The sequence below is a fragment of the Bacillus cereus group sp. BfR-BA-01408 genome, from assembly GCF_022663305.1.
GTDB classification, from domain to species: Bacteria; Bacillota; Bacilli; order Bacillales; family Bacillaceae_G; genus Bacillus_A; species Bacillus_A pacificus.
Window position 1 is genome coordinate 115,309 of sequence record NZ_JAKUFF010000002.1, and the last position, 13,220, is coordinate 128,528.

A 13,220-nucleotide genomic window follows, 5' to 3' on the forward strand; every position below is an offset into this window, starting at 1 on the left:
TACATCTCTTTACCCGTATCTTCTCATATAGTGATTCGTTTTTTTACAAGTGAAGTTGTATCTATCCCCCTTTCAAATATGTATTTTATTATCGTATTCCCCGAAAGAATTCTCCTTCCTCAAGCGTGTGAAGAGCGTAGCCCAACGATAGGTGGGAGATGAATTTCGGTTTAGCATAGCCAAAAACTTTTGATGAACTAGCTATATGAAGTTCTTTGATAACTTAATATAGAAGGTTGCAGGAAGAAAATAGAGTGCGAAAACCAAGCCGTTCGATTCCTGCGTAAAATATCAACCGTACCAAAAGAGCATCCATGCGTTGGACATCTAGGGGTGGAATACCCCGAAGTAACGCTCAGGGAGACGAAAGGTTACTTTCGTCGTGGAACTGAGAAGCTCCCACTTCAAGCTTTGCTAAGTGGCGAGTAGTTCACAGTAAGTAATGTTAGGACTACGAATTCTTCTAAATTAACTGGAGGAAACATAGACTTCATTTAAAAGATAATTTTTAGCTTTAATTGAATCAAAAGTTTAATTTAGAACGATTCACATTGAATGAAACCCTTACCATACTAAATTTTCTTCAACTTAACTAAGTGAATTTATTTTTTGAATAACTACGCTTAACAGCCTTTAAACCACTCTGACCGTTTCACTTCATTCATTTATCTATTTACTACAGTCACTTTTGTTTTATCAGATATTAAACCATAAATTCTAAATAGAAGAATAAAATAAATTGGAGGATTTCATTGTAACACGTATACATAAGTTTTAAATATTAAAATTAAGAAATATTTTTTTATTATTCTCATCTTCATGAATTACTAATAATAGATTGCGGACTTTTTTGCGCTAACGTCTACATCAGATTATTACAAAGATTGGAATGGATAACAGCACCAATCCATATGTATTTTGCGGAATAAACTGTTTTGAAATACCGCACTGCTTTATATCTTTTAATTCACTCTTGGATGAACCTTTATAGATTTTACAAATCTCTTCACTCCATCATGTTTATCTAACCTTCTTACTATCTTTACTTTTTCCTCTCGTGTAAATTTAACCATAAAAAAGTACACTCCAATTGTTGTTCGTGCCTAACATTTGGGGTGTACATCAATTAAGGACGACTTAAATGTCATTTATATGGACAATTAATTAGCACCTTTTTTTATTCCTCCACCATGTTTCAAAATGCACCAATTACTCTTCAGCAAAAAGAAACGAAAATTAAGCGAATATAAAGCGATTTATATCATAAAAGAATATTTTTCACTTCTTTATCAATCTTTACAAAAGAAACCCAAGAATTAACAAAGATATTGTTTCATCTGTTTAATCTCTTACAGAAAAACGGACGAAAATCCGATAGGTATAAGAAGAAAACAGTCATTGATATCTTAGGCATCGTATATAATTTTTCTATGTCCCACAATCAGGTAGCGTAATCAAAAAAATTGAAGCCCGATAGGATTTATTTAGTATGCAAATTTTTAAAGAACTTACACTGGATCTTTAGAAAAAAGAAAAAATCTTACATGAAATTAAACTTGTATAATGTTAGCTTGATAGGCATAGAGCACCACCCACATTTTAATTATTTTATAGACCAAGCAATTCTCAAAAAATGATAGCACAATTTTAATTATGATTTTGATTTTAATAATACGTTCTGAGACACTACTCTTCTTCTAAAATGGCGTAATAATATTCATCCCACCATTCATTTCCATGGGGTATACACTTCTTGAAATAGCCTTCTCTCTTCATTCCAATTTTCTCCATCACTCGATATGATGGGGTATTTTCTGGCTGACATGTAGCTATAATTCTATGTAATTTCATTTCCTTAAACCCATATTTCAATGTAGCTTGTGCTGCTTCAGAAGCATATCCTTTATTGAAATATTTAGGATTGAATACCCACCCAATCTCATAAGTATGTTCACCAAAATATTTATGAAAAACAATATGACCAATCAGGATATTTTCACCTATTAGTATCACAGGAAAGCTCTTAGCATTTTCCCCCATATTTTTATTTACAAAATTTCTTGTATCTTCTTCAGTAAAAACCCCTTCAGGTATGTATTTCATAACATCGCTATCTGATGTATACTCATGAACAGCTTCCCAATCCTTGAATTCAAATTTTCGTATTAGTAATCTTTCTGCTTTTATAAACATTTACTTTTCTCCCCTCAAAAACTCGTTACTTTATTTCAGATTCACATTTAATCCTTAAAAAAAGAACTTGCAGGAATCTCTACAAGTTTTTTTATATCACGTGAATATATGGGACAAACAAACTATCTTACCAATTCATCATAGAAACTACAGGGGTAGTACTTTGACAACTATATTATATAACAAATCTTAACATCCGCAGATTTTATTTTTGAAAATTATGTTAATTGAGAACAAAATTATCCTTTTCCTTAACTATTCTAACTTTTATTCACTTAAATAAGCGTGTAGTTCAAAACAAATCTAATAATGAGAATATGGATACTAAATTTACTCTCAAAAACAGAAACTTAACTGCATACCTTCTGAAAGTAAACATAAGAAAAACGTTCTACTCCATATGAGTAGAACGTCTTCTCACTTTAATTCATATATTTTTTGGGACTTATATATTTTGTGTCGTATTTAAAAAATTAATAAATTCATCTTCATTTACAGGCTTACTGTAGTAATAACCTTGAATTAGATAACATGCATTTTGTTGTAACACTGTTAATTGCTCCTTCGTTTCTATCCCTTCTGCTATTACTTTCATATTTAAAGTATGGGCTAACGAAATAATTGTTTGAATAATTTCATCTCCATCATTTGAAGTTCCAATTCTATTCACAAATTCTCTTGGAATTTTCAAAGTATCAATTGGATACAAAGGTAGATACGCTAATGAAGAATATCCTGTACCAAAATCATCAATTGATAAATGTACACCATATGATTTTAAGGCTTTTAACTTCGATAAAGTTTCTTTCTCATCTACCATGGCAATTCGCTCTGTTAATTCCAAATCAATCAAGTTAGCTGGTACTCCTATTTCTTCTATAGTAGAAATAATCGTTTGAACAAAATCTTTCTGTTCAAACTCTATAGCTGATAAATTTATCCCCATCTTTAGATTTGAAAAGCCCATAGAATGCCATTCTTTCAGTTGTTGACACGCTTTCTGTAACGTCCACTTCCCAATTGAAATAATCTGCGACGTTTCTTCTGCTATAGGTATAAACTCAAAAGGAGAAATCAGCCCAAGCTCTGGATGTTGCCAACGTATTAAAGCCTCTGCACCAATAACCTTTCCTTCCTTACTATCAATTTGTGGTTGATACAATAAAAACAATTCATTATTTTCAATTGCATTTGGTAAATCCTGTTCTAATCGTAATCGACGAGTTACTTTTTGAGATAATGTCTCGTCATACATACAAACAGCATTATTACCTTTTTCCTTTGCACTATACATAGCGATATCAGCGTGTTGTAAAAGTGTATTAGTATTTATTCCTCCAAACGGATACACTGCTATTCCTATACTAAGAGATAAGTAAAAACTATGATAATTTACTACAAATGGTTCATCAGTTATACGAAATAGATTTTTACACAAATCCAATAGCTGCTGTTCCGTGTGGTTATGGACAATGATTGCAAACTCATCTCCACCTATTCTTGCTAGAGGAATAGGCGGTGACAGACATGTCCTAAAACGTTTAGCAACTTCTTTTAAAACCCTGTCACCAATCGAATGACCCAGTGTATCATTAATAGTCTTAAAACGATTTAAATCTATATACAAGAGGCCAAACTTATCCTTTGTTTTTTGTGCACGCTTAATGGATCTATCTAATTCTTGTTGAAAGAATATACGATTTCCAATCTCCGTCACCGTATCATGGAATGCAAGATAATTTATCTCTTCCTGTTGTTGTTTCATCCTCGTTATGTCTTTTACCATTACATAGCTCCCAAAGGGTTGTCCTTCTATCATAATAGGAACTATAGTGACATACCAAAAAAGTATATCCTTCTCATTGTTATTTTTCACACGTAACTGTAACGAAGATGAACTACATCGTTTCCCTTTCTTTATAGCCGATTCCAATTCAGATTTATCTTCATCAAAAAAAATAGAGAAGCACTCTTTTCCTATTAATGCAGCACTGTCTTTCCCTAATAATATACTTCCAGACTGGTTTATATTTAAAATGGTACCATTTGAATCAATCGTTAAAATAGGATCTGGGTGGTACTCATATAAGGACTTAAACCTCTCTTGATTTTTCACCAAATCATTAGATTTTTTTATTAAATCCGCTGTTCTTTGAGATACTTTTTGCTCTAATTGATTATTAAACACTTTTAATGTTTCGGTTAAATCTTTGTTTTGCATTCGTACAATTGTATGACGAATCAGTACAAATACAAAGGCAATACAATTGCCCGTAATCAGTGTAGCTGAAGAAGTTTGCTCTTTTAAAGTAAAACCAATTAAGATTGCAACTGCAAGATAAGGAAATATGACAAGAAGTTTCTTTCCAAATGTCGGATTAATAATAAAATAATTTCTTCTAGAAGATGCATTCCTTGGGATAGTAGCGGCAATGGCAATAAATAATAGAAAAACTCTATACAAACACCTTAATAATATGAGTGAACGATGTGATAAATCATCTTGTAAATAGAAATATAAATAGTCCGTAATAGACAATCCAGTTAATACTAAGATGAAAATAAATAATTTACTTTTCGCATTAAAAATTGCTGGTCGAAAGATAAGGCTAACTCCTAGTAAAAGAAGCAATAGATCTATAATCGGGAAAATAAATGAAAGAAAAACATCTCCAATTGATAAGAATAAAATATTTGCAGAAGGTTTATTAAATAGGTACCACTCTAAGGTGAAAATAGCAGTAACAACAATACATAAATCACAAATTAAATACGCTTTCTCCCATTTGTTACATTCCATCATGATTTTATAAAAGAACGCAAAGAGAAAGAAGAATAAGAAAAACAACAAAAATACATCAGAGATATTAAAATTTTGTATTGGTAATTCTACATTAAATACTTGAAAAGCAGATATAAAATTCCCTATCAAGAAACACCCTATTGCAATAGTAATACTAGCCCAAAACACTCCTAACTTAACTTTTCTGGATACTATAGAATAGAGTAATGAAATAAGTACAATAGTTTCAACAACTAAAGATGAGAATCGTATATTAAAATCTGATACAAAATACTGATTCGGAAAAACAAATAAAAATATAAAGCAAAAGCTTAAATAAGCTATTAGAGCCAATATCAATACATAAAAATGCACATGTGAATGTTTACGCAATATATTCACCTTCTTAAGTCTTTCATCATTTTTTATTAAATTTGTTTCTAATTATTATTTCTATTATGTCCATTTCAAAAGATTTCTTTCAAAATAACTTATTGTTAGTCGAACTATTCATCTTTTTTTGTCCATAACTTTTTATAGACTCATGAAGGACTCTAACTAAAACACCGACTTATTTATAATTCTTAATAAGTCGGCGCCAGTATACACTATAAAACTAAAAATCATTACAAATAACAAAACTATACTTTAGCAATTTATAAATTACTTATTACTAGAATTGCTAAATCTTCTTTTGCTTATCATAATCTATATTCAGATACATTATTTCCTTTCCATTCGTAATAATCTAAAACCCCTTCATAAATAGCTTCTGCTGCAATCTGTCTGCCGTTTGCTGTAGATAGTTTACTGTAATCGATACCATTATCTATAAAAGCCAATTCCGTTAACACAGCTGGCATATCGTTTTCTCTTATAACATGAAGATCTCCATGTTTAACGCCTCTATCACGCGTTTGAAGAGCCTCTACTAAACGTGTTTGAATTTTTTCCGCTAAAACACGGCTTTCTTCTACATGAGGATTTGTTTTTTCGGATTCAGAAGAATTATAGTAGTATGTTTCTGTCCCCTTTGCATTACCATTAAAAGCATTTGCATGAATGCTTATAAAGATATCACCCTCATTTTGCTTAGCAAATTTAACACGTTCCTGTAAAGAGCTTTTTTGGTCATGTCCAGGCCTAGTATCAGATTCACGTGTTAGTAAAACTGTAAATGGTGTATGCTTTTCAAGCAATTGTTGTAGGCGTAAAGAAGTATCTAATACGATTTTACTTTCTGACAATCCTTTTGTGGGCTTTCCAGGATCTGCACCACCATGTCCAGGATCAATAATGATTGTTTTACTTTCTAAAGGGTTTTTCGGACTGGATTGAAGGGTATCTGTTTTGGCAGTAAGTTGTGCAGCTTCTGCACGTGTTATGAATTTATTTGGTTGCCAACCATTATCAGTACCAACAGAAATCTTTAAATCAATTAAAATATTGGCGAATTTTTCACCCCAATGTCCTTTTAAATCATCAAATTTACTTTGCCCATTACTATTTGTTCTATCTTGTAGCTTATATGCATTTACTAACATTGTTGCCATTGCAGCACGAGTAACTTTTCCAGAAGGATTAAATAATCCATTCCCTTCACCTTTTATAATTCCTGCTTTTTCAGCAGCCGCAATATAAGGGCTTGCCCAATGATTTTGAGAATCTGTAAAAGAAGGTTTTGCACTTGTATCAACTTGTATACCTAGAACTTTTGTCATAATGGTTGCTGCAGAAGCTCTATCTAATGTAGCGCTAGAACCAAAAGTTCCATCTGGATAACCATTCAATACCTGTTTATCAACTAAATAATTAACGGATTTGTCAGCCCATGCAGGAACATCTGGGAATTTATGAGTATCTGCAAAAATACCAGAAGAATAGGATAGTAGACTTCCAGCAAGAATTCCTGTAGCAATTAATTTGTATTTCAAAATGTAACACTCCTAAAAATTATTACAGCTTGGTAAATCTATCATTTATAGTTAAACTCATAAGTAATATGACCTAGTTTAATAGATTGGGTTGATATTATCAATATATTACAGGTAAATAATATATTGTTGATTAAAACTATTATTTCGAAAAGAATTCACAGACATACACTTGTAGTAAGGGAATATTTAATATATTTACCAAGCTCGTGTAACCAGTATAGTTACTTATATGTACGAGTGTCAATCAAACAAATCTTACATTTTTGTAAGGTAACCATATTAATAATGTAGTGACTAATTATTACATAAGATGAATAATTAGCAACAAAAAAGTTTTTATATCTCTATAAAAAAAATTTACGAAATTAAGTGTATGTATAGACTTTCCAGTCAAAAGAATATAAACAGGAAAATCATTATATAAATATGTATCTCTGAGAAATTATATAAATGTAACATATACCCAATTGATGTAGCTATTATAGTTACTTATATGAATGGGTGTCCACGACAGAAATATAACATTTTTGCAAGCAGCTAATAAAAATGAACCAGAAGATAATGTTTTAAAGTAACTAATTCAAAAAAGCCTTGTAACATATTACAAGACTTTTTGAATTGGTATATACATTATAGATGGATAATTTTATTTTATTAAAATCAAGACCAAACCCATTGCTCTTCATTTGTATTCTGTTTAATTTTATCGTTAATTTTCTGGATATGGTCATACGTTGTTTTATCGATTCCATGGAAATTAGATCCATCATGAAAATCTACTCGAACCATATCACCTATATTAAAATGTTGACCTTGTGTTAAATCCACATAAACAACATCATTTTTCCCATTTTTAGAAGGGTACTTGACAGCTACATAATCAGTATAATCTTTGTCTAATTTTGTAATTTCTCCGATTACAAAATTAGGTTGACCATCTTCTTTTTCATACATTCCTGGTTTCAATGTTGTACCTTCTTTTTCTAAAGACTTAGTACTAGTACTATAATCATTAATTTGCGTTTTAACTTTTTCTACTTTTGCATTTACAGCTATAGGTGGTATGGATCTCGCCCAAAAATCACTTTCTACTTTCACTAAGTTATTAACTTTAAAGTTATGAGTTTTTTTTAGAGGTACACAAAGATCCTCTGAATTTCCGTTATTATCTATATATGTAACTAATAACTCATTAGAAGAAACTTCACTTACATGCCCTACTGTATATTTCTCATAGTTTCCAGGAGCTAATTCAAAATGCTCAACAGAATTAGCCGTTAAGCTTGTAGTAAATGCGTTTTGAAGTAATAGACCATTACTATTTACTTTTACATATTCACCTGGTTTTGCATTTGCTTGAAAATCAGTATAAATAGTTACATTTTCATTTAATTCTTTACTTTCAATGATAAAATAATTTGACTGTACTTCTATTACTTTCCCCTCAACTGTAGTGTTGAACTCTTGTACAGCTGCACTTGCTGTTAGTGAATCTAATCCTGGTATATTGCTTCCTGTAAATGCTGCAATTCCTAATGCACCAGCTAAAATGACTTTTTTCATATACTAAAAACATCTCCAATCACATCTATTCACCAACTGATTCTCATTATCAATTAGCGTGTAATCATTATAGTTACAGATTTTAAAGAACGTCAACAAAAAGATCATTACACTTTTGTAAGGTAATAAGGTTAATAATATAGCAAGTAACTTTTTCACGAAGTAAATTTTTTTATCTAGAGAGCCCTCTCATTACATAGGATTAAAAACAAGTTTATTATCTTCAATAATTAATTTATAACGACCAACATAGATATAATTAAACCTGTTGCACCATTTGGTAAGAGGCCACCGTGACTGTTTAAATTTAAAAACCCCGCAGTATGATGACCAAATAATACAAATAATAATAGAAGTCCAACGAAAATAAAAACCACAATAAATAACTGGTAAATAACGCTAAACATCCCTCTTTATTTAATCTATCCTTATAGTTATTATAATGAGTAATTATTCACCTTATATAATAATTACTTACTATATTATTAACATGGTTATCTTACAAAAATGTAATTCTTTTTTAATTGACACTCGTATATATAAGTAACTATACTGGTTACACAAGCTTGGTAAATATATTAAATATTCCCTTACTACAAGTGTATGTCTGTGAATTCTTTTCGAAATAATAGTTTTAATCAACAATATATTATTTACCTGTAATATATTGATAATATCAACCCAATCTATTAAACTAGGTCATATTACTTATGAGTTTAACTATAAATGATAGATTTACCAAGCTGTAATAATTTTTAGGAGTGTTACATTTTGAAATACAAATTAATTGCTACAGGAATTCTTGCTGGAAGTCTACTATCCTACTCATCTAGTGCATTTGCAAATACTCATAAATTTCCAGATGTCCCAAATTGGGCAAGCCCTTCTGTAAATTACCTAGTTGAAAAAGGCGCATTACATGGAAAACCCGATGGTACTTTTGCTCCTGCTGAAACAATTGACCGCGGTTCAGCTGCCAAAATAATGGCTATAATGCTTGGATTAGAAATTAATAAGAATGCTAAACCATCTTTCCGAGATGCTCAAAACCATTGGGCAGCACCTTACATTGCAGCTGTTGAAAAAGCAGGTGTTATTAAAGGAGATGGAAATGGTAACTTCCTTCCAACAGGTTTGATTAATCGTGCATCCATGGCTTCAATGGTGGCAAATGCTTATAAATTAGAAAATAAAGTTACTAAAAATAGTATAACTACATTTGAGGATTTAAAAGGGCATTGGGGAGAAAGATATGCCAATATTTTAATACAAACAGAAATTTCTAAGGGCACTGAAGATGGAGAAAACTGGTCCCCTAATAGACCAATTACCCGTGCAGAGGCTGCACAATTTATTGCAAAGTCTGATCAAATCGACCACCAAACAAAGAAAGAAGAAAATGCTGTAGTTGGTGTAATAAATGATGCAGATTCTTATTATGTGACTGTTGCATATAAAAATGCTAATGGAAATAATCAAGAAGTTACTATAGACTTCCCGAATGGTAGTAACTCTAATTTTAAAAACGGAGACAAAGTTAAAGTTGCTAACAAAGATCAATGGAAACATCAAAAAATCTATGGACAAACTGTATTTTACACTGATGTAAGTTCTATTTCTAAAATAAACGAAGAATCTAACAAACAACAAGAAAACCATGTAATGAGTAAAGATAAAGAACAAAAACTCTTAGCACAACTAAAAAAACGTTCTGGTACAGTGACAAAAAAATCCGAAGATAGCTTAGAAATTTCAAGTGAAAATCAAACCATTCTTGCCCATGTTAATCCAAAAGTATTACCAAACATTCAGATAGGCGATACAGTAAATGTTTATGCTCAAGCATTTGAAATGGCCCCTATTCTTCTAATGGACTTACCTTTCGATGCAAGAAACGCGATTATTCAAAAAGGAAATGAACAAAATATTTTAGAGAATCAATACAAAAAAATCAAAGGAAATGTTACAGGGAAATCTGATAATTCAATCTTAGTTTCAAGTAACAACATAACTTATGAAGTTGAAACTTCAACCGAAGTATTACAAGATATTATAATCGGTGATACGGTGAACGTTTATGCTGCATCTTTTGAGTTTAGCCCTATTTTACTTGCTGGTGTTCCTGCGAAGGCTATTTCTCCTATTGTTGAAAAAACAAACTAATGTTCAACATTCTATAAATTTGTTAACTTCATCCGAAAAGAACTCCTAAGTAACATAGGAGTTCTTTTTATGAAGTTATATATTTTCTATCGTACTCGTAATACCTAGTATATTAATCGTGATTTACTCCCTGTCCAATAGTAACATCCTAGTTTTATTTCTATAAATTTTTATCAATAGACAGAGCTTAATTTCCCCTTCTTTCTTTTAACTACCCCACTCTCACTTCTAAATAAAGTGAACGCGTGTAATTCATCTGTTTTAAAAAAATCAAATTTTATTGCTCAAGGCACCTTCGAACTTTAGACGGAACAAAAAAGAAGAGGGATTTCCTCCCTCTTCACCAATAAAATCAAACATATTTACAATTAAGGAAGGGTATACATTCATCAGGGGATGAATGTAATAATAATATTTCACCTAGTGAATTATAACACAAATTCACTTCCATAAATAGATATATTTAACATTTATGGAATATTTGTGACAGATCGGTTAAATATCTTAATATTAAAAGGCTTTATATGCATAGAACTTGAAAATGGCTAGTGTAGGATAAAATATAAGGGGGATATATATTATGTTTACAAAAAAACAAAAATTAGTAACAACCGTAACAGCTTTAACATTAGGATGTGGATTTACTTTCGGATTAACACCGGCATTTGCAGATTCTAATAAGGCGTCTGTAAGCACTGCACCTATTTATTCTATTCATAAACAAGAACAAGATCCTTTTACCGGATATGTCATTTCAGTAGAAAACAATTATTTAGTGGTTGCTTCTACATCTACAAAAGATGAAGCTCTCGCTTACCAAAGTGATTGGTGGGAGTTAGTAAATCAAAATAAGATTTTAAGGGTTCCTATTTCAGATGGTGAAAATTACACTATAGGTGAACAGTTAAATGTTTATGCTGCTGCATGGACCAAATCTTTACCACCAATTGCTGTAATGCCTAAAATTGAAAAAGTACTTCAATAGATTATACTAAAAATAATAGGGCATTATTCTAATTAGAATGATGCCCTATTATTTAGTAAAAAACTGAATACGTAATATTTATATTCTTTTTCGTTGCTCTCTGATTTCCATCATATATTAACCTAATACTTGTCGTTCTGTACCTGACGCAAGATCTTACATCTCACATTACTGTAAAGATATTACTCGCTATCTTTCATCTCTAAAATAGTAGTATCGTTTACAATTCCATGACATACCCTTTAAAAGCATTAAGAAATATCTTATTTCATACCTCTATCTTTTACAATTTTACTGCTATCGCAAACCAATTTAATTCTTCAATTCTATTTTCACAGATTCATATATTCTTCTAAAGTCAATTTTTTCTTATATATACTTTCAGAAATATCCCCTACGTAGCGAATATGCCACGGTTCATAAGCGTATCCAGTAATACTCTCTTTACCTTTTGGGTAACGGATAATAAATCCTGCACGATGTGCATTTTCTTTCAGCCATTTTCCTTCTTTCGTATTCGCAAAAGTTAGCTCTAGCTCATTATTTGCACTTTTAGAAGAAACATCCATCGTTAATCCTGTTTGATGTTCACTATGTCCGGGTTTTGCCGAGAAGCGATCAGTATGCTCTTGTCCTTTTCTTTTCACGTTGTTTGCATACAGGGTTTTTTGATAATCATAGGAGCGAAACCCTGAAACAGCATTTAACTGGATTCCTTCTTTCTTTGCTAAATCAAATAACTTTTCTAGTGCTTCTGCTGCCTCTTTACGAAGGTAACTCTTTTCTAACATCCCACTGAATGAGAATGGTACATTTGGTACAACTAAATCCTCCGGTTTATAGTCTTCAGGCAATCCATATTCCTTATTAACTACAGCCTGTATACTAGCAAAAGAACTTGCTATGTTATTTGAAGTACCATTTTTCTCTCTATTTATGGAGTTTTCACGAGTTTCATAGTTTGTCTTTTTTGGTTCTTTACCAAGAGATTGATTGGTGTAAAAGATAAAGATACCTAGTATTATAATCATACAAGTAAAAATCCCTACTAATTTAATTCTCATTATTCATTTCCTTCCTGCCACTCTTAATGTTTCTCGTTCATAATACTACAACCATATCAAATTCATATTAATTCGAAGTGAACTTTTGTTCTTAACATATTTCTTAACAGAAAGACAGTATATCCTCCTATTCGTTTGACACACTAAAGATACTAACACGTAGAAACCAATTCTATTCCTACATATGGAAATTTAATCTAAAAATTTGTATAATAAGATTAGAAGTGTAGCATTCTATTATAGAAAGGTCTTGGTATAATGCTAGGTATTGATGTAAAAAAAACAAAAGAAGAGTTAATAATTTCATGGCAATTGGCGAAGATTACGATTCCATTACGTGATGTAATTGAGGTTACTGAAGATGGTACCTATGCGGGTATTGAAGATACTAGTGCAATCCGTATTGGCACTGCATATGGAACAACGGATCGTATTGTAATCAAAACGGTAAAACAAAATTATGTATTATTTACAACAAATAAAGTTTCAATTTTAAATGCAATAAACGCTTAAAAATGAACATATTAACGGGC

The 13,220-nt window shown here is 31.1% G+C and carries 8 protein-coding genes and 1 pseudogene; 4 read left to right on the top strand and 5 right to left on the bottom strand.

Going from position 1 to position 13,220, the window contains the following annotated elements; all coding sequences use genetic code 11:
• Positions 1 to 1,133 precede the first annotated feature (1,133 nt).
• A pseudogene (locus tag MR083_RS01925) lies at positions 1,134 to 1,454 on the top strand (IS4 family transposase); the annotation flags it as partial.
• 232 nt (positions 1,455 to 1,686) lie between these two features.
• Here the strand turns inward: MR083_RS01925 and MR083_RS01930 are convergent.
• The 4 genes from MR083_RS01930 to MR083_RS01945 all read right to left on the bottom strand — a co-directional run bounded on the left by MR083_RS01930 (position 1,687) and on the right by MR083_RS01945 (position 8,475).
• Complete coding sequence (locus tag MR083_RS01930) at positions 1,687 to 2,193, bottom strand: GNAT family N-acetyltransferase (RefSeq protein WP_070806058.1); 507 nt, start codon at positions 2,191 to 2,193, stop codon at positions 1,687 to 1,689.
• Positions 2,194 to 2,638: 445 nt separating this feature from the next.
• Positions 2,639 to 5,368, bottom strand: coding sequence for a sensor domain-containing protein (locus tag MR083_RS01935; RefSeq protein WP_242268362.1), 2,730 nt, complete (start codon positions 5,366 to 5,368; stop codon positions 2,639 to 2,641).
• A 308-nt stretch (positions 5,369 to 5,676) separates the two neighbouring features.
• Complete coding sequence (locus tag MR083_RS01940; RefSeq protein WP_242268364.1) at positions 5,677 to 6,909, bottom strand: N-acetylmuramoyl-L-alanine amidase; 1,233 nt, start codon at positions 6,907 to 6,909, stop codon at positions 5,677 to 5,679.
• 663 nt (positions 6,910 to 7,572) lie between these two features.
• The gene (locus MR083_RS01945) at positions 7,573 to 8,475 is read right to left on the bottom strand and encodes a hypothetical protein (RefSeq protein ID WP_087952292.1); all 903 of its coding nucleotides are present in this window, start codon (positions 8,473 to 8,475) and stop codon (positions 7,573 to 7,575) included.
• Between the two features lie 771 nt (positions 8,476 to 9,246).
• On the opposite strand from MR083_RS01945, the gene MR083_RS01955 reads away from it, so the two are divergent.
• Together MR083_RS01955 and MR083_RS01960 are read left to right on the top strand one after the other, a co-directional pair.
• The gene (locus MR083_RS01955) at positions 9,247 to 10,638 is read left to right on the top strand and encodes an S-layer homology domain-containing protein (RefSeq protein WP_242268366.1); all 1,392 of its coding nucleotides are present in this window, start codon (positions 9,247 to 9,249) and stop codon (positions 10,636 to 10,638) included.
• A gap of 580 nt (positions 10,639 to 11,218) precedes the next feature.
• Positions 11,219 to 11,623, top strand: coding sequence for a DUF3221 domain-containing protein (locus tag MR083_RS01960; RefSeq protein WP_242268368.1), 405 nt, complete (start codon positions 11,219 to 11,221; stop codon positions 11,621 to 11,623).
• Between the two features lie 332 nt (positions 11,624 to 11,955).
• On the opposite strand, the gene MR083_RS01965 is transcribed toward MR083_RS01960, so the two are convergent.
• Positions 11,956 to 12,687 carry a M15 family metallopeptidase gene (locus MR083_RS01965; protein ID WP_242268370.1) on the bottom strand — a complete coding sequence of 244 codons (732 nt, stop codon included), beginning with the start codon at positions 12,685 to 12,687 and terminating at the stop codon, positions 11,956 to 11,958.
• Between the two features lie 258 nt (positions 12,688 to 12,945).
• Between MR083_RS01965 and MR083_RS01970 the strand changes: the two genes are divergently transcribed.
• Positions 12,946 to 13,200 carry a SunI/YnzG family protein gene (locus MR083_RS01970; protein WP_139869114.1) on the top strand — a complete coding sequence of 85 codons (255 nt, stop codon included), beginning with the start codon at positions 12,946 to 12,948 and terminating at the stop codon, positions 13,198 to 13,200.
• The last annotated feature ends 20 nt before the right edge of the window (positions 13,201 to 13,220 follow it).